Origin of the sequence: Methylotenera sp., assembly GCF_030684185.1 — a bacterium.
Taxonomy (GTDB): Bacteria; Pseudomonadota; Gammaproteobacteria; order Burkholderiales; family Methylophilaceae; genus Methylotenera.
The window spans coordinates 208,958-226,906 of record NZ_JAUXOY010000027.1 but is presented as its reverse complement, the minus strand read 5'-3'; the positions used below and the strand labels follow the sequence as shown (position 1 = coordinate 226,906).

At 41.0% G+C, this 17,949-nt stretch carries 15 protein-coding genes and 2 tRNA genes; 6 read left to right on the top strand and 11 right to left on the bottom strand.

All coding sequences use genetic code 11. From position 1 onward, the window contains the following. Window positions 1–37 precede the first annotated feature (37 nt). From rfbB to Q8J82_RS11015, 4 genes are read right to left on the bottom strand one after another with little or no spacing between them, the layout of a single operon-like run. Window positions 38–1,123 (bottom strand): dTDP-glucose 4,6-dehydratase, encoded by a 1,086-nt coding sequence (gene rfbB / locus Q8J82_RS11030; RefSeq protein WP_305328305.1) that lies wholly within the window; start codon window positions 1,121–1,123, stop codon window positions 38–40. A gap of 4 nt (window positions 1,124–1,127) precedes the next feature. Next, entirely contained in the window at window positions 1,128–1,847 is a 720-nt protein-coding gene (gene dnaQ / locus Q8J82_RS11025) for a DNA polymerase III subunit epsilon (protein ID WP_305328304.1), read from the bottom strand. Continuing rightward, a complete protein-coding gene (rnhA, locus tag Q8J82_RS11020; RefSeq protein WP_304890688.1) occupies window positions 1,847–2,323 on the bottom strand; it encodes a ribonuclease HI in 477 nt (158 codons plus the stop codon). Before rnhA ends, dnaQ begins: the two co-directional genes overlap by 1 nt. A gap of 34 nt (window positions 2,324–2,357) precedes the next feature. Beyond that, window positions 2,358–3,155: a methyltransferase domain-containing protein gene (locus Q8J82_RS11015; protein ID WP_304908306.1), complete on the bottom strand. Its 798-nt coding sequence runs from the start codon at window positions 3,153–3,155 to the stop codon at window positions 2,358–2,360. A 29-nt stretch (window positions 3,156–3,184) separates the two neighbouring features. On the opposite strand from Q8J82_RS11015, the gene gloB reads away from it, so the two are divergent. From gloB to fabI, 6 genes are all read left to right on the top strand, one after another. Beyond that, entirely contained in the window at window positions 3,185–3,955 is a 771-nt protein-coding gene (gloB, locus tag Q8J82_RS11010) for a hydroxyacylglutathione hydrolase (protein WP_305328303.1), read from the top strand. A gap of 107 nt (window positions 3,956–4,062) precedes the next feature. After that, window positions 4,063–5,922: a transglycosylase SLT domain-containing protein gene (locus Q8J82_RS11005; protein WP_304908308.1), complete on the top strand. Its 1,860-nt coding sequence runs from the start codon at window positions 4,063–4,065 to the stop codon at window positions 5,920–5,922. A gap of 32 nt (window positions 5,923–5,954) precedes the next feature. Further along, the gene (locus Q8J82_RS11000; protein WP_305327393.1) at window positions 5,955–7,625 is read left to right on the top strand and encodes a peptide-binding protein; all 1,671 of its coding nucleotides are present in this window, start codon (window positions 5,955–5,957) and stop codon (window positions 7,623–7,625) included. 35 nt (window positions 7,626–7,660) lie between these two features. After that, complete coding sequence (locus Q8J82_RS10995; RefSeq protein ID WP_305327394.1) at window positions 7,661–8,680, top strand: ABC transporter permease; 1,020 nt, start codon at window positions 7,661–7,663, stop codon at window positions 8,678–8,680. Next, window positions 8,677–9,498 carry an ABC transporter permease gene (locus tag Q8J82_RS10990; protein ID WP_305327395.1) on the top strand — a complete coding sequence of 274 codons (822 nt, stop codon included), beginning with the start codon at window positions 8,677–8,679 and terminating at the stop codon, window positions 9,496–9,498. The genes Q8J82_RS10995 and Q8J82_RS10990 overlap by 4 nt, the downstream gene beginning before the upstream one ends. Before the next feature lie 36 nt (window positions 9,499–9,534). Then, a complete protein-coding gene (gene fabI, locus Q8J82_RS10985) occupies window positions 9,535–10,320 on the top strand; it encodes an enoyl-ACP reductase FabI (protein ID WP_304908312.1) in 786 nt (261 codons plus the stop codon). 130 nt (window positions 10,321–10,450) lie between these two features. On the opposite strand, the gene Q8J82_RS10980 is transcribed toward fabI, so the two are convergent. The 7 genes from Q8J82_RS10980 to clpP form a co-directional block, all read right to left on the bottom strand. Continuing rightward, window positions 10,451–12,352, bottom strand: a complete 1,902-nt coding sequence (locus Q8J82_RS10980) for a SurA N-terminal domain-containing protein (protein ID WP_305327396.1) — start codon at window positions 12,350–12,352, stop codon at window positions 10,451–10,453. Window positions 12,353–12,577: 225 nt separating this feature from the next. After that, a tRNA-Asp gene (locus Q8J82_RS10975) sits at window positions 12,578–12,654 on the bottom strand. 145 nt (window positions 12,655–12,799) lie between these two features. Further along, window positions 12,800–12,875 (bottom strand) — tRNA-Val (locus tag Q8J82_RS10970). A gap of 19 nt (window positions 12,876–12,894) precedes the next feature. Continuing rightward, window positions 12,895–13,167 carry an HU family DNA-binding protein gene (locus Q8J82_RS10965; protein ID WP_304890411.1) on the bottom strand — a complete coding sequence of 91 codons (273 nt, stop codon included), beginning with the start codon at window positions 13,165–13,167 and terminating at the stop codon, window positions 12,895–12,897. A 130-nt stretch (window positions 13,168–13,297) separates the two neighbouring features. Then, a complete protein-coding gene (gene lon / locus Q8J82_RS10960) occupies window positions 13,298–15,757 on the bottom strand; it encodes an endopeptidase La (protein ID WP_305327397.1) in 2,460 nt (819 codons plus the stop codon). 136 nt (window positions 15,758–15,893) lie between these two features. After that, a complete protein-coding gene (clpX, locus tag Q8J82_RS10955; protein WP_304890413.1) occupies window positions 15,894–17,174 on the bottom strand; it encodes an ATP-dependent Clp protease ATP-binding subunit ClpX in 1,281 nt (426 codons plus the stop codon). A 115-nt stretch (window positions 17,175–17,289) separates the two neighbouring features. Beyond that, window positions 17,290–17,940, bottom strand: a complete 651-nt coding sequence (gene clpP / locus Q8J82_RS10950; protein ID WP_304890416.1) for an ATP-dependent Clp endopeptidase proteolytic subunit ClpP — start codon at window positions 17,938–17,940, stop codon at window positions 17,290–17,292. Between the last annotated feature and the right edge of the window lie 9 nt (window positions 17,941–17,949).

Here is a 17,949-nt window from a genome sequence, read left to right as displayed (position 1 = left end):
CTAAAATAGTTAACAAGCATACCAAAGCGTCTGGTTATTAGGCAAGTTCTTCACCCCGCTCTGCATAATGCTTTGCTACCCAGTGGCGATAATCACCACTGGTAACATTTGCAACCCATTCCTGGTGCTCCAGATACCAGTTCACGGTTTTTTCAATACCAGACTCAAAAGTCTCTTTTGGTTTCCAGCCTAATTGACTGGCAATTTTCGTCGCATCAATCGCGTAGCGCTGGTCATGTCCTAACCTGTCCTCAACAAAAGTGATTTGATCAACATAAGATTTACCATCGGCGCGCGGTTTTTTTATATCCAGCATTCTGCATAGAGTTTTCACTACTTCGATATTTGGCTTTTCATTCCAGCCACCTACATTGTAAACATCACCTACCTTTCCTGCTTCTAAAACTCGTCTAATCGCAGCACAATGATCCTCTACATACAACCAATCACGAATCTGCTGTCCAGTACCATAGATTGGCAATGGCAGACCTGCAAGCGCATTATGAATTACTAAAGGTATTAACTTTTCAGGGAAATGATGTGGCCCGTAATTGTTGGAGCAATTAGTGGTGAGCGTCGGCAAGCCGTACGTGTGATGGTAAGCACGTACCAAATGATCTGAAGCTGCTTTAGAGGCAGAATATGGGCTATTAGGCGCATAAGTATGCGATTCTGTAAACGCAGCATCGGTTTTACCAAGCGATCCATACACTTCATCGGTAGAAACATGTAAAAATCGAAAGTTCTGGCGGTTTTCATGACTTAAACTACCCCAATAGGCACGCACCGCCTCTAACAAATGAAATGTACCCACCACATTGGTTTGAATAAAATCTTCGGGGCCGTGAATAGAACGATCCACATGACTTTCTGCTGCAAAATTCACCACAGCACAAGGTCGATGCTCTGACAAAAGTTTGTCTAAAAGTGTCCTGTCTCCAATATCGCCATGTACGAAAACATGATGTGGATTATGTTGTATCTCAACAAGATTTTCTAAATTACCTGCATAAGTAAGCTTATCAAGGTTTACCACTGTGCCTAAACCTTGTTTTACCCAAGCTAACACAAAATTAGCACCGATAAAACCAGCGCCACCAGTCACAATAATCGTATTATTCATAAAATTAACTTTCTAACTTTTCTATAGTGGTTTGTAATTCAAGCGTGTTCCATAAACAACCGCCAGACTTTGCCAACGTGGCTAAATACTCATGATGTGCAGATACTTCTGTTTGACTGGCTAGTTTAATCTGCAATGGCAGTGCATTTTGTGCAGCAATGTCATGATGTTTTTTGTTTGGCTTATCAAGTTCGATCATTAAACTATCCTGGCCACGCGTCATTGCCATATACACGTCGGCTAATAACTCAGCATCCAGCAACGCGCCATGCAATGTGCGCCTGGAGTTATCAATGCCATAGTGCCTGCAAAGCGCATCCAGACTATTTCGCTGCCCAGGACGCATTTCTTTTGCAATTTTAAGCGTATCAGTAACTTTAGCAACGATACTTTCAACTGGCTTCTGTTCGATTAACCCAAATTCGCAATTCAGGAAACCCACATCAAATGGCGCGTTATGCATAATCAGCTCGGCGTCAGCAATAAATGCAATTAATTCATTGGCAATATCAGCAAAACGTGGTTTATCTTGCAAAAACTCTAATGAAATACCGTGTACCTCTTGTGCACCCTGATCTATCTCACGATCTGGATTCAGGTAATAGTGAAAATGATGTTTTGTCAGTCTGCGATTCACCACCTCCACCGCCGCAACTTCAATCACACGATGGCCCTGCGCATGATACAAACCCGTGGTTTCAGTATCTAAAAATATTTGGCGCATTATGTACTAACCTCTCCCTGCAAAACTTGTTCCACACCCTTATTAGCCAGCATATCAGCCCGCTCATTGCCTGCATTGCCGGCATGACCTTTCACCCAAATCCACTGTACTGTATGTTGTTGCGCCAACACATCCAAAACGCGCCATAAGTCATCATTTTTAACAGGTTTTTTATCTGCAGTACGCCAGTTACGTGCTTTCCAGCCAATAATCCACTCAGAAATACCTTTTTGCACATACACTGAATCAGTAAATACCTTGGCATGACATGACCGATTAAGCGCTTCTAAAGCACGAATCACAGCTGTAAGCTCCATGCGATTATTTGTGGTTAACAGTTCCCCGCCAAATAATTCTTTTTCACGGCCCGCATAACTAATCCATGCTCCCCACCCACCAGGACCAGGATTGCCTTTACAGGCACCATCTGCATAAATTTCAACTTCACTAATTTTACTTATAATTTTTTCTGTCACGCCTAAAAACACAATCTTTTTTTAAATTAATTTATTATTTATGTTGAATTTTAATATTTTGTTGTTCTAACAAGCTGTTTTGACTTGGTTTTGATCTGGTTGGACTCACAATCAATGGCGTCTTCAAGGGAGCAAGCTTCCAATGAGGTTTGATTGGCGTCATACCCACTATGCGCTTTTTAGCCACAATAAAGTATACCCCGCCAAGCATAGCACAGCGCCGGCCACTCACTTTATCCATAAATGAAAATCGCTGGTGCCAGGATGACTGTTCAAATGGAGGAACATGACAACACATTTCAACAGACAACACTTCAAAACCAAGCAGTGCAAGCCAATCTTTCAAACGTGCCAACCCAATAAATTTGCCATTCCACGGATATATTGCCTTGTTTGAAAATGCTTTTTTAAAACCTGCGGCAGCGCCCCAAAGACTTAGCTGATTAAAACCTGAAATCAGCAGATGCCCTTCCGGCATCATCACCCTTGCCGCTTCACGTAGCGTTTGATGCGGACGTTCGCTGAATTCTAAGCGATGCGGTAATAACAATAAATCAAGGCTCATTTCAGAAAAAGGCAAAAAGTCATCACTACAGCTTAAATGATTCTGCGCTGTACTCGTGGCAAATTCAGATGCGACAAATCGGTTTGGAATACGGGAATTACGCAACAAATCCATTTGCGCACACCCCATTTGCAGCGCATTAAATCCAAATAAATCAAATACTGCCTGATCATATAAGGCTTGCTCTTTAACCTGCAAATATTGGCCAGCATTGGAAGTAAACCAAGCTTGCTGCTGATTTTGATTTAAGCTTGTCGCTATTGACATTTAAGTACGCAGGCCAAATGATAGATAGTATGAATCATAATCAGCAAATTATACCAATTCCTGCCTTTAAGGATAATTATATCTGGCTGATACATAATGGCATCCAAGCTGTCATCGTCGACCCAGGTGATGCTGCACCAGTAAATGATACACTGCAGCGCTTAAACCTCAACCTTAGCGCTATTTTAATCACTCATCATCATCATGACCATATTGGCGGTGTAGCAGAATTACTTGAAAAATATCCTAAAACTAAGGTCTATGCTCCTAGGCTTGAGCAGTATGCATTTGAACATATACCCGTAGGGGAAGCCGATACGCTTACCCTAAAAGCGCTGAATCTTGAATTTAAGGTGATAGAACTACCGGGCCACACATTAGGCCATGTTGCCTATTATTCAAATAATCATCATCTATTGTTCTGTGGCGACACCTTATTTGGTGCAGGATGTGGCCGATTATTTGAAGGTACTGCCGCACAAATGTATGACTCTTTACAAAAACTGGCAGCATTACCAGCTACAGCAAAAGTTTATTGCACGCATGAGTATACCTTGCACAATATCAAATTTGCACTAACGATTGAGCCTAATAACCAAGCCCTTATTCAACGCTTTAAGCATACACAAAAATTACGAGATATAAATACGCCTAGCCTACCCTCCACTATCGGTTTAGAGCTTGCTACAAATCCATTTTTACGTAGTTCGAGCAGTGAAATTCAATCTTCCATCCAATTAACCGATGCGTGTGATTTAGAAGTATTCAGCACCGTAAGAGAAAAAAGAAATCATTATTAATCATTAAGATACTGATTATTTTTAAAGTGATTGTTAATTAACTTTAACTTGACCTTAGTCTTTATTTTTTGTTAATATCGGCATATATTTTGATTTTGAGCGTTTTCATGTTTCTGCTAAATTTTTCACACGCCCATCAATTTGTAAGTGTCATACACCGCAACTTCAAGAAAACAACTATTAAACTCTTAACTACCAAACTTGTAGCTACCAAGCCTGTAACCAAGCTCATATTGTCAGGATTACTGGCTATAATTGGAGTCACTTGTAACGTTGCCCTCGCTGAAACCAATGTGGCAGGTGAAGAAATCATTATTTATGCTGACGACACCTTTAAGCCCGCACCCAGAGACTTAGGAAATTACAACCCATTAGACATAAAAAAACCTGCTGAAAATCGTTTAGGTGATTCATTCGATAGAGAACTTCGTGTTGATGCAAACGATGAGCCAGAGACTATAACTGTCAGCAGCGACGATCTCTGGCAACGCATTAAAAATGGTTACGCAATGCCAGACTCCACTTCAAGCCTGGTCACACGACATGAAGAATGGTACAGCTCCCGTCCTGATTACATCAAACGCATGGTAGAGCGTAGTCAAAGATACTTATTCCATATTGTAGAAGAAGTCGAAAAACGTGGCATGCCTACTGAAATCGCATTATTGCCCATGATAGAAAGCGCATTCAACCCTCAAGCTTATTCAACCAGCAGCGCATCTGGCATCTGGCAGTTTATACCGTCCACTGGCAAGCATTTTGGACTTAAGCAAAACTGGTGGGTTGATAATAGACGAAATGTCACTTTTGCTACCGACGCTGCACTTGAGTATTTACAAAAACTATATGGCATGTTTGGCTCATGGGATTTAGCACTAGCCGCATACAACGCTGGTGAAGGCACTGTTGGACGTGCTATTGAACGTAATCGTAAACTTGGTTTACCTACAAATTACGAGAGTTTAAGCCTACCCACAGAAACTAAAAATTATGTGCCGAAGCTTCAGGCCATTAAAAACTTAATGACGAACCCGGGTGATTATGGCCTGAAAATACAAACCATTGCCAATACACCCTATTTCACCAAAGTGAGCGCCCCCGCACAAATAGATTCGCACTTGGCGGCAAAGTTTGCAGAAATCACTGACAGTGAGTTTCTTGCACTTAACCCTAGTTATAATCGACCGGTAATTACAGGTAGTGGCGACAAACATGAATTGCTACTGCCAATATTGTCGGCACAAACCTTTAGAAATAACCTGGCTACTTACGATAAACCACTGGTCAGCTGGCAAACCTACTACGCTAAACGTGGCGAACGAATGGATAATATCGCATCGAAATTTGGAATCCAGGTTGAACAACTGCGCAATGCCAACAACTTACCCGCCCGTGATAAATTTAAAAATTCATCCACAATTTTAGTGCCCAACGGCAACCGCACTAATTTCAATGCATCAAAAACCACAGCCTCAAATGAAATATCGTCAACACAAACTCTTGAATCGGCCAATGACTTAAATACCAAGCAAAGCTCAGCCAATATTGACATGGCGGATACCGAAAAACTGACCGCAAGCTCAACGTCTGACGATCCAGAAGGTAATAAAAATGAACCTGTGAAACAAAACAGCGTCACACACAAAGTAAAAAAAGGTGAAACTATGCAAGTGATTGCAAAGCGATATGACGTGAGCATTAAGCAAATCATTGCATCAAACTCGCTAAAAAATAATCATGTAAAAGCTGGACAACTACTCACCATACTTCGTGATGCAACTGATACGTCAAATACTAAAAAACAAATAAAAGAAAATACTGCTGAAAAAAATATGTCTGGCAAAAAAAATAATGCAAAAAACAGTAATGAAAAAGCGAGAGTCGGTACGAAATCTAGCCAAAGCAAATCCAGCGCTAGCAAGTCTAAGGTTAAGGCAACCCCCTCTAAGCCAAAACGTCATAATTAATTATTATTAAATTTAATGTTCTTTTTGAAAGCATGTTAATCAATCACCATCAACATAGAAGTACTACCTTAGCGCTAATAACACTATGCGTAATACTGACTTCAGCTTGTGGAGATTCCACCAGCAATAAAGCTAACGCGATTGATTACACCAAAACTTACCCTGCAAGTAACGGTGGCACGCTGATAAACGCAATGATGGGTGAGCCTAGTGGATTAATTGCCATGATTGCTGGCGAATCTGCAGCATCTGCGATTGCCGGCAACATTTTTAACAGTCTTTTAAAATACGATAAAAACTTAGAGTTATCAGGAGAATTAGCCCAATCCTGGGACATATCCGATGACCATAAAACCATTACTTTCCATCTAAAACCTGATCTTAAATGGGCTGACAACCAGCCTTTAACTAGTGAAGATGTATTATTTACCTGGCAAAAAGTTACCGATGAGAATACCCGCACGCCTTATGGCTCAGATTATAAACTGGTCATTAAAGCTGAAACGCCAGATATAAATACATTTCGGGTAACTTATGCTGCCCCCTATGCCCCTGCATTGGAAACGTGGGCGAGTTTACATATCCTGCCAAAACACTTACTAAAAGATCAGGACATTAACACTACGGCATTTGCACGCAATCCTATTGGCAGCCACTACTATAAATTAGAGAAATGGAAGAATGGTCAGTATTTAAAACTCACGCGTAACATAAATGCGACGCAAGGCCAAGCCAAGATTGATCACTTAATGTCACGCATCATCCCGGATAAAGCCGCACAATTTTTAGAACTCAGTGCAGATAATATCGATTCTATGGGCTTGAACCCTATTCAATACGCTAGAATTTTTCCAGCCCGACCTGACCTTAATAAAAATATTGCATTGTATAAGGAGCTTGGCAACAGCTATACCTACATGGGATTTAACCTCAAACGTAAACCGTTTGATGATATTCGTGTCCGCCAAGCCATTAACTACGCCATCAATAAGCAAGAAATCATTGACGGCGTTTTACTAGGTCTTGGCGAGCCAGTTGCATCACCCTACAAACCTGGCACGCGCTGGAGCAATCCTGAACTTAAACCCTACGCTTACGACCCCGCTAAAGCTAAAGCATTATTAAAAGAAGCTGGATATGAAGACCATGACGGTGATGGCATTTTAGATAAAGATGGAAAACCTTTTAGTTTCGAGATTTTGACCAATCAAAATAAAGAGCGCGAAATGACTGGGGTCTTGATTCAGCGTCGTCTAAAAGAAATTGGCATTGATGCCAATATTCGCGTATTAGAGTGGGCCAGTTTTCTAGGGCGTTTTATTAAACCAAAAGAATTTGATGTGGTTGTATTAGGCTGGAGCTTATCGCTAGACCCAGACCAATACAGCATCTGGCATTCCAGCCAACAGGCAGCGGGTCAGTTTAATTTCATTAGCTATAGTAATTCACAGGTGGATAAACTGCTTGAAGCTGGCAGATTAGAACTTGACCCTGACAAACGCATGAAAATTTATCATGAATTTTCAAAAATATTGCTTGAAGACAGCCCTATCGTATATCTCTCAGCTGGTTATGGACTAACCGCCATTCACAAACGCGTTAAAGGCATAAGCAACCCTGCACCACCAGCTGGAATAGGCCATAACACCTATGAATGGTACATCCCCAAAGCTTATGTGCGTACTGAAATGAGCGAGAACTAGTATGAATCGAGCCACTTTAAATCGAACCATAAACCATGCTTAAGTACTTGCTAAAAAGATTCCTTTGGATGATTCCGTTGTTAATTGGCATCAGCCTTATTTCATTTTTCATCATGCACTTAGCGCCAGGCGACATTACGACCAGTGAAGCTAGTTTCAACCCAAAAGCAAGCGAGGAATCACGACAAAAGCTACGTGAATTATATAGTCTGGACAAGCCTATTATTGTGCAATATGGTTTATGGTTAAAACGTATCGCAACCTTAGACTTTGGCACCTCATTTGCATCGCATCAGCGTCCTGTGTTTTGGCAAACCAAAGATAAAGATGGCAACATCACCCTAGGCATGATTCAAGAAGCGCTGCCGATTACTCTGCTAATCAACGTACTCAGCCTTATTTTAATTATAGGCATCGCACTGCCGCTAGGCGTTATTTCGGCGCTTAAGCAAAATCAGTTGGCAGACCGTGGCATTACCTTATTTGTATTCATAGGTTTTGCTATTCCTGGTTTCTGGCTGGCACTTATGCTGATGTATTGGACAGGCGTACAACATGCCTGGCTACCTATTTCAGGGTTACAAAGCATCGGTCATGAAAATATGGGCTGGATAGCACAAACATTAGACACACTCAAACACCTGGTTTTACCTGTATTTATTTCCGGGCTCACTGGCCTTGCCGGCATATCGTTATTTGCGCGTAATGGCATGTTAGAAGTACTGCATCAAGACTACATCACTACGGCCAGATCAAAGGGCTTAAGCGAAAATCGCGTGATATACGGTCACGCACTTCGTAATGCACTACTCCCTCTCATTACAATTTTTGGGTTATCCATTCCAGGTTTGATAGGTGGCTCAGTAATTGCTGAAAGCATCTTTGCCATCCCAGGTATGGGTAAGTTATTTTATGATGCAGTACTAATGCGCGACTTTCCTGTAATTATGGGCATTCTGACCATTGGTGCAGTACTTACTTTGATTGGCAATCTGTTAGCCGATGTCGCTTATGCCTGGGCAGACCCTCGTGTTAGACGAGGTGTCATGCAATGAAAAAACTGCTAGCTAACCCACTGGTTTTATTGGGCTTCATAATTATTACAAGCATCTTAATACTCGCTTTAATTGCACCTTTTATAGCCCCTTATGATCCAGATGCAATCGATGTAAAAGCAATTTTGCTATCGCCTTCAACCCATCATTTAATGGGGACCGATGGATTAGGACGCGACGTATTCTCTCGCATGCTATACGGCTCCCGTATATCGTTAATGGTTGGTTTTGTGGCTGTAGGTATATCCACAGCGATTGGCATCGTTCTAGGTGCCATAGCAGGCTTTTATCGTGGCTGGGTCGACACCCTTATCATGCGTATTGTTGATGTCATGCTCTCTATCCCCACTTTCTTTTTAATTTTAGCGGTCATTGCATTTTTAACGCCATCCATCTGGAATATTATGATTGTGATTGGATTAACATCCTGGATGGGTGTAACAAGGCTGGTAAGAGCAGAGTTTTTAAGCTTACGCAATAGAGAATTTGTATTGGCCGCCCAAACCTTAGGCGCAAAAGATACCAGGTTAATATTTACGCATTTACTACCAAACAGCTTAACGCCAATTATTGTCAGTTCGATTCTAGGCATTGCCAGCGCAGTGCTGGTGGAATCAGGATTAAGCTTTTTAGGACTGGGTGTACAAGCACCTCAAGCATCATGGGGAAACATCTTGACTGATGGTAAAGAATATATCCAATTTGCATGGTGGCTGTCACTATTTCCAGGGCTTGCTATATTGATAACCGTGTTAGGGTATAATCTGCTGGGTGACGGTTTGCGCGATGCGTACAACCCGAGAAGCAGTCAACATTAGAACGTATATTCAAGAATTAAAGATAGGATTAATGTCATGGGATTTTTAGCAGGTAAAAAAATATTAATTACTGGTTTACTAAGCAACCGCTCAATCGCCTACGGCATTGCTGCAGCAATGAAACGTGAAGGTGCAGAGCTGGCCTTCACCTATCAAGTAGAAAAACACAAAGACCGTGTTGCTGGATTAGCTGCTGATTTTGATTCTAAACTGGTTTTTCATTGCGATGTTGCAGAGGATAGCCTGATTGAAGCCCTATTCCCTGCGATTGCAAAACATTGGGATGGTATTGACTCCATTGTACATTCAATAGCATTCGTACCAAAAGATGCACTTGATGGCGATTATCTAGAAAAAGTAACCCGGGAAAACTTCCGCATTGCACATGATATCAGCTCATACAGTTTTGCCGCACTTGCTAAGGCAGCATTACCAATGATGCTAGGAAGAAATGGTAGCTTACTCACACTTAGTTACTTAGGTGCTGAACGCACTATGCCTAATTACAACGTCATGGGTCTAGCCAAAGCCAGCCTTGAAGCTAACGTGCGCTATATGGCACAAAGCTTAGGTCCAAAAGGCATTCGCGTTAACGCAGTGTCTGCCGGCCCAATTAAAACACTGGCCGCGTCCGGCATTGCTGACTTTGACAAAATGATAGGCTTCAACGAAAAACATGCTGCCTTACGACGCAATGTGACAATTGAAGAAGTCGGTAATGCAGCAGCATTTTTATGTAGTGATTTAGCTTCAGGCATTACTGGGGAAATAACCTATGTAGATGGCGGCATGAACATTACAGCAGCTGGTGTCATTGAATAAAGAATCATAATTTATGATGTTAATTACAACCTAGTTAATAACTTTTGGCTATAATTAAAAAAGGCACCTTGGTGCCTTTTTTATTGTCTATGACTACCAAATAATAACTGTAACTATTTCACAGTTTCAGCTATTTAACAGCTTCACTTAGCAAAAGCTTTTCATTCACGGTTACTTTAGCTTTTTCGCGCAGAGATTGCTTGTATGCTGCAAGATACTCACTTGCCAGGGCTACATTTAACGCTGCTTTAGCCACTTTTTTTGCTTCATCATCAGCAGGTGTAGCCGCATCAACTTTAATCACTTTAACGAGCAGATAACCTTGTTTATTATCGGCCAATCCAGAATAAGCAGGTAAGTTAGCTGCATTAGTTTTAAAAACCTGACTCATCGCTAAATCTGTTAAACCTTGTGCATTTCTACGGTCTACCGTTACTTCCGGAATCCATTCAATTCCAGAGGCTTCTTTACCTTCACGCAGATTTTTCAATGCCGCCTCACCTTTATCTAAAGCTAATTTAGATGCAGCTTCTAATTTCAGCAATGCTTCGATACCAGCTTTCACTTCATCAAAGTTTTTAGGCGCGGCTGGTTTGTATTCAACTACACGTGCAGAGATTAAATTATTAGGGGAAACTTCAACGGCTTCAGTATTTCGACGGTCTTTAAGCACTTCACTTGAAAAAATCAGGTTCATGATTTTTTCATTGTTTTTAAAGAACTTGGCACCTGTATCACGGCTCAACCAATCAGATTTTTGCACCTCACCACCAAATGCTTTGGCCGCTGGTTGCAAGCTGCCAGATTGCTCATATACCAAATTGCTAAAAGTTTCTACCTGCTTGGCAAACTCTTCCTGAGCTTTTTGAAACATCAAATCACCTTTGATTTGTGGTTTCAAACTATTAAAGTCAGAATTCTGTCCAGTAATTTCAGTCACTTTGATAACATGGTATCCGAACTCCGATTCTACTAAATTGCTGACTTCATTAACTTTCAAACTAAAAGCAGCATCTTCAAACGGTTTCACCATTGCACCACGGGCAAAACTGCCTAAATCACCACCTTTAACAGCTGACCCTGGATCCTGAGATTCCTTAATAGCGAGAGCTTCAAATGACTTTGGATTCCTCTTGATTTCCGCCAAAATAGTCTCCGCTTTTTGTTTGGCTTGTTGTTTTTGCTCTGACGTGGCGTTAACACCAAAGCCAATCAAAATATGACTTGCGCGTCTTTGCTCGCTACCATGAAATTTATCAGCATTATCATCATAAAACTTCTGCACTTCTGCATCATCAACTTGGATGCTTCGCATGAAGTCAACTGGAGCCAGTGTGACGTACTCAACTTTCACTTTTTCTGGTTCGATCAATTTATCTTTGTGCTTATCATAGTAAGCTTTAACCTGGGCGGCATCTATATTCACTTGACTCATAAAATCTTTAGTTTTTATTTCTGCTACAGTAACAACACGTTTTTGGTTAGTCAGTTTAAAAATATCATCTGCACGCGCATTAGAAATAAAGCCAAGTTTTGCAATACCATCTTGCGCTTGCTGTGCAAGCAAGTCAGCGCGCATTCCAGCTTCAAACTTAGTTGGCGTAAGTTGATTTTGTGCTAAAGTTTGATCATATATCTCTTGTGAAAACTTACCGTCCTTCTGGAATTCAGGCATACCAACTACATAAGTAGCTAACTGCTCGTCACTGATTGCATACTTAGCACGCTTTAATTCGTCACTTAAAAGCTGCCTGTTGATAAGCTGATTAAGCACTAAAGATTTAACTTCAGGACTCTCTAGCTGCGACTGTTCAAATTTACCTTCAGACTGTAAGCGATTACGCATGTTTTTCAGCGCATTGTCGTACTCTTGCATAGAGATATCATTGCCACCCACTTTAGCGACAGTAACATTACTTCCTGCACTACTCAAATAAGAGTCGATACCAAATAATGCAAAAGGAATTGCTATCAAAGCCAACAAAACCTTTCCAACCCACCCTTTTGCTACATTGCGAATTTCATCTAACATAAAAATTTTCTACCCAAAAATATGTACTAGACACTAAGCTTAAAGCTTAAAACTATTGATGCAATATGACTAATGACAATAAAAATTACAAACGTGACTAATATAGCATAAGAAAGTTGTGTAATTGATTCACTTACACAATACATGTTTTATATTAATCTTTAGCCGCATAAAAATCAAAAATACAAATAAAAATAGCGAGTCCTAGGACTCGCTATTTTTATTTGGCGGAGCGGACGGGACTCGAACCCGCGACCCCCTGCGTGACAGGCAGGTATTCTAACCAACTGAACTACCACTCCATAAAACTAAACGCATTATTATTAAACCAATACGTCTTAATTAGCACACTCCTATTTTTTTGCAAAATAAAAGAGTGCTTAAATTACCAGCACTCTCAAATTTAAAAAATAAGGAACGACTTAGTCACACTTTTGTCAGGTTATTTGGTGGGTGCTAACGGGGTCGAACCGCTGACATTCGCCTTGTAAGGGCGACGCTCTACCAACTGAGCTAAGCACCCTGCTTAACCAACAAAAACGCTAGTTTACAGCATCTTTAAGTGATTTACCAGCCCTAAATTTAGGAGAATTTGCAGCATTAATCTTAATTGTTGCACCTGTACGTGGATTACGGCCATTACGTGCTTCACGTTTACCAACGTAAAAGGTACCGAACCCAATTAAAGTAACTAAATCGCCTTTTTTCAACGCTGTTGTAATTGAAGCTGTTGTTGCGTCTAAGGCGCGGCCTGCAGCTGCTTTAGATATGCCTGCTACACTTGCAATATTATCAATCAGTTCTGATTTATTCACGAGTAATCCTCTCTTAAGTTTGATTAAACAAAGGTCAAATATCATTTGGGTATCAAATACCCATTCAGCTTTATATCAAGCACGTAAAGACTATGTCAAGCGTTTACACCTATGATTTACACTTATTTTATTAATGCTTAATACCTTCTGCAACAGAAGTTTTATTTTCCACTGACTTATCAGTAGGTTGCGCATCTTTTGTAACAACCTCATTAACTATAGGTAAATCAGGCAAAGGCACAGGTTGTGAAGCCAGCGCTAGCGCCAATACCTCATCTATCCATTGAACAGGATGAATATCAAGATAATTTTTAATGTTTTCTGGTATGTCGGCTAAATCTTTAACATTTTGATGTGGAATTAAAACCGTTTTAATTCCCCCACGATGCGCGGCTAACAATTTCTCTTTCAGACCACCAATTGGCAACACTTCACCTCTTAAGGTAATCTCCCCTGTCATAGCAACATCTGCACGCACAGGAATTCCTGTCAAAATAGAAACCAGCGCAGTTGTAATTGCAATACCTGCACTAGGACCATCTTTGGGTGTAGCACCTTCAGGAAAGTGAATGTGAATATCATTTTTTTCATAGAAATCATCTGCTATACCAAGGCGCTTAGAACGGCTTCGCACGACGCTCATCGCTGCCTGAGTCGATTCTTTCATCACTTCACCCAGTTTACCAGTAGTGGTAGTTTTACCCTTACCTGGTAACAATACAGCTTCAATTGTCAGCAGCTCCCCTCCAACAGAAGTCCAAGCTAAACCTGTAACTTGTCCAACTTGGTTTTGTTTTGCGGCAACGCCGTAATCGTAGCGCTGCACACCAAGGTATTTATCTAATGTTTTAGGCGTAACGGTAATTTTTTTAGGTGCTTTTACTCCCTCTTTGGCTTTAGTCGTCAGTAACTCTTTAACTACTTTTCGGCAAACTTTTGCAATTTCCTGCTCCAACTTACGTACACCAGCTTCGCGTGTGTAATAACGAACAATATCCCGTACAGCGGCTTCAGAAACACTTACCTCTTGCTCTTTTAGACCATGAGATTTAAGTTGCTTAGGCAACAAATAGCGCATTGCGATATTTACTTTTTCATCTTCGGTATAACCAGAAAGATGAATAATTTCCATACGGTCCAATAGCGCCGCAGGAATATTCATTGAGTTAGCCGTTGCTACAAACATCACATCGGACAAATCATATTCGACTTCAACATAATGATCAGCAAAGGTATGATTTTGTTCAGGATCTAGCACTTCCAATAAGGCAGATGATGGATCACCGCGCATATCTTGCCCCATTTTATCTACTTCGTCGAGTAAAAATAATGGATTTTTAACGCCTACTTTGCTCATGCTTTGCAAAATCTTACCTGGCATTGAGCCTATATAAGTGCGTCTATGTCCACGGATTTCAGACTCATCACGCACACCGCCTAATGCCATACGCACAAATTTACGATTCACCGCTTTGGCGATACTTTGTCCGAGCGAAGTTTTACCCACACCTGGCGGACCAACCAAACAGAGTATTGGTGCTTTAATTTTATCTACCCGCTGCTGCACAGCGAGATATTCAACAATACGCTCTTTGACTTTTTCAAGACCATAGTGATCATCATCCAGAATCCTCTCAGCCGCCAGTAAATCTTTACTGATTTTTGTCTTTTTCTTCCACGGCAAATTAATCAGAATATCAATATAGTTACGTACCACTGAAGCTTCAGCAGACATAGGCGACATCAACTTTAATTTTTTAAGCTCACCAGCAACTTTTGCCAGCGCATCCTTAGGCATACGAGCAGCTTCTATGCGCTTCTCAAGATCATCCATTTCGGCATTTTCATCTTGCTCGCCAAGCTCTTTTTGAATCGCTTTTACTTGTTCATTTAAATAATATTCGCGCTGGGTTTTCTCCATTTGGCGTTTTACACGACCGCGGATACGCTTTTCTACTTGCAGAATATCAATCTCGCCTTCCATCAAGCGTAGCAAGTGCTCCAGACGTTCAGCAACACTAAACATTTCTAGAATCTTTTGTTTTTCATCTAGCTTCAGGGTTAAATGTGCGGCAATGGTATCAGCCAAACGCCCTGCTTCATCAATGTTGGCGAGCGATGTGAGTATTTCAGGAGGAATTTTTTTATTCAGTTTTACATATTGATCAAACTGAGCAAATACAGTGCGCATTAAGGCCTGAATCTCAACATCATTGACAGATTCAGCAATCAACTCTGCATGAGCAGCAAAACACTCTTCAGTTTCAATAAAGCCAGTGACCTTAGCGCGCTGCACACCCTCAACAAGGACTTTAACAGTGCCGTCAGGCAACTTCAGCATTTGTAGCACTGTAGCAATAGTACCTACTTCATACAAATCATCGGCATCAGGTTCATCTTTATTAGCTGATTTTTGCGCAACTAATAAAATTTGCTTGTTACCTTCTGATGCGATTTCTAGCGCCTTGACTGACTTAGTCCGCCCTACGAATAAAGGAATCACCAAATGTGGGTAAACGACAACATCGCGCAAAGGTAACACCGGCAACAAGCCGTCATCTGCCGAGTATAAAGGTAATGATTTTGTCATGGAGATTTCCAATTTAAGCTAAAGTATTAAGCTATTAATGCTTACAGAACCATTTATGGGGCTGAAACCATGCACTTCAAGTCTAAAATTATAGAAATCGCTCAATTAAAAACTTAAAGTGAATGTTGGCTACATTCTAGCCAACGGCTTCTTCAGTAGCCTTGTCTTCATAAATCAATAAGGCGGGAGTATCGCCACGAATAACACCTTCATCCACGACCACTTTACTTAAATTTTTCAGTGAAGGTAACTCGTACATAATATCCAACAGAGAATGCTCTAAAATAGAGCGCAAACCACGCGCACCCGTTTTACGCTCAAGTGCTTTTTTAGCAATCAATAGCAGTGCGGACTCTCTAAATTCCAATTCCACGCCTTCCATCTTGAATAACTTGATGTATTGCTTGGTCAGCGCATTTTTTGGTTCGGTTAGAATAGTCATTAGTGCGGCTTCATCTAAAGACTCAAGAGTCGCTACTACAGGCAAACGACCAATAAATTCTGGAATCAATCCAAACTTAATAAGATCTTCAGGTTCTACGTCACGCAGAACGGCACCTACTTGACGGATATCATTCTTGCCCTTTACCTCAGCACCAAAACCGATACCACCTTTTTCAGAGCGCAGGCGGATCACTTTTTCTAAACCATCAAATGCACCACCACAGATAAATAAAATATTAGTGGTATCAAGCTGAACAAATTCTTGGTTGGGATGCTTGCGGCCGCCTTGTGGTGGAATCGAAGCCACGGTGCCTTCAATCAACTTAAGCAATGCCTGTTGAACTCCCTCACCTGACACATCTCGGGTAATAGAAGCGTTTTCTGATTTACGAGAGATTTTATCGACTTCATCAATGTAGACAATGCCGCGCTTTGCCTTCTCTACATCATAATCACATTTTTGCAATAGTTTTTGCATGATGTTTTCAACATCTTCACCGACATAACCAGCTTCTGTGAGTGTAGTGGCATCAGCCATCACAAAAGGCACATCCAGCAACCTTGCCAAGGTCTGTGCTAACAAGGTTTTGCCTGAACCAGTTGGCCCTATCAGCAAAATGTTACTTTTTGAAATTTCAACTTCGTCTTTTTGACCGCCGTCGGCTAAGTTATTGTGGCCTAAACGCTTATAATGATTGTACACAGCTACCGCTAAATTCTTCTTAGCGTGGGTTTGCCCAATGACATATTGATCGAGAATCTTACAAATCTCTTGAGGTGTAGGCAAACTCTCATCAGTTGACTTCAAGCCATCTGTATTCTTAACTTCTTCTCTGATGATGTCATTGCATAAATCAACACACTCATTGCAGACGAACACGGATGGCCCTGCAATGAGTTTTTTTACTTCATGTTGGCTTTTGCCACAAAATGAGCAATAAAGTAATTTGTCGCCGTCGGCTTTAGTCGCCATTGATCATGTCCTATTTAAAAATTAGCTTAACTTGTCTTAACTTGCATCAATAGTTAAGCTTTTGAAGCATTACTACCTTAATAACGACTTTAAAAAGTCTAACTTGAGAGCAATCTTATGCCGCTTCGGTGCGACTTGCAATGACCTTATCTATCATTCCATACTCAACTGACTGCTCAGCACTCATGAAATTGTCACGCTCAGTATCGCGGTCAATTTCCTCAGCCGTTTTACCAGTGTGGTGCGCCAGAATAGAATTTAATTTTCCACGCAAATATAAGATTTCTTTCGCATGAATTTCAATATCTGATGATTGACCTTGAAAGCCGCCAGAAGGCTGATGAATCATCACTCGAGAATTAGGCAAACTAAACCGTTTACCCTTAGCGCCTGCTGCAAGCAAAAATGCACCCATACTGGCTGCTTGACCAATACACAAGGTGCTGACATCCGCTTTAATAAACTGCATAGTGTCATAAATCGACATACCTGCAGTAACGGAACCGCCTGGAGAGTTGATATAAAGTGATATATCCTTATCTGGATTTTCAGCCTCTAAAAAAAGAAGCTGAGCAACCACTAAGTTTGCCGACATATCATTCACAGGACCTACTAAAAATATCACACGCTCTTTTAGCAGACGTGAGTAAATATCATAAGAACGTTCGCCACGGCCACTCTGCTCAACTACCATTGGGATGTAGCCTAAACCTTGCGGAGCCATATTTTGCACACCTGGATTATTGTCCACTTGCAGTTGCTGCATATTATTCAT

Excerpts from the sequence above, each read along its gene's own strand:
- Q8J82_RS10995 (WP_305327394.1), top strand. The coding sequence starts at position 7,661 with ATGCTTAAGTACTTGCTAAAAAGATTCCTTTGGATGATTCCGTTGTTA.
- fabI (WP_304908312.1), top strand. The coding sequence starts at position 9,535 with ATGGGATTTTTAGCAGGTAAAAAAATATTAATTACTGGTTTACTAAGC.
- rfbB (WP_305328305.1), bottom strand. The coding sequence starts at position 1,123 with ATGAATAATACGATTATTGTGACTGGTGGCGCTGGTTTTATCGGTGCT.
- clpP (WP_304890416.1), bottom strand. The coding sequence starts at position 17,940 with ATGCAGCAACTGCAAGTGGACAATAATCCAGGTGTGCAAAATATGGCT.
- Q8J82_RS11015 (WP_304908306.1), bottom strand. The coding sequence starts at position 3,155 with ATGTCAATAGCGACAAGCTTAAATCAAAATCAGCAGCAAGCTTGGTTT.
- clpX (WP_304890413.1), bottom strand. The coding sequence starts at position 17,174 with ATGGCGACTAAAGCCGACGGCGACAAATTACTTTATTGCTCATTTTGT.
- lon (WP_305327397.1), bottom strand. The coding sequence starts at position 15,757 with ATGACAAAATCATTACCTTTATACTCGGCAGATGACGGCTTGTTGCCG.
- gloB (WP_305328303.1), top strand. The coding sequence starts at position 3,185 with ATGAATCATAATCAGCAAATTATACCAATTCCTGCCTTTAAGGATAAT.
- Q8J82_RS10990 (WP_305327395.1), top strand. The coding sequence starts at position 8,677 with ATGAAAAAACTGCTAGCTAACCCACTGGTTTTATTGGGCTTCATAATT.
- Q8J82_RS10980 (WP_305327396.1), bottom strand. The coding sequence starts at position 12,352 with ATGTTAGATGAAATTCGCAATGTAGCAAAAGGGTGGGTTGGAAAGGTT.
- Q8J82_RS11000 (WP_305327393.1), top strand. The coding sequence starts at position 5,955 with ATGTTAATCAATCACCATCAACATAGAAGTACTACCTTAGCGCTAATA.
- Q8J82_RS11005 (WP_304908308.1), top strand. The coding sequence starts at position 4,063 with ATGTTTCTGCTAAATTTTTCACACGCCCATCAATTTGTAAGTGTCATA.
- dnaQ (WP_305328304.1), bottom strand. The coding sequence starts at position 1,847 with ATGCGCCAAATATTTTTAGATACTGAAACCACGGGTTTGTATCATGCG.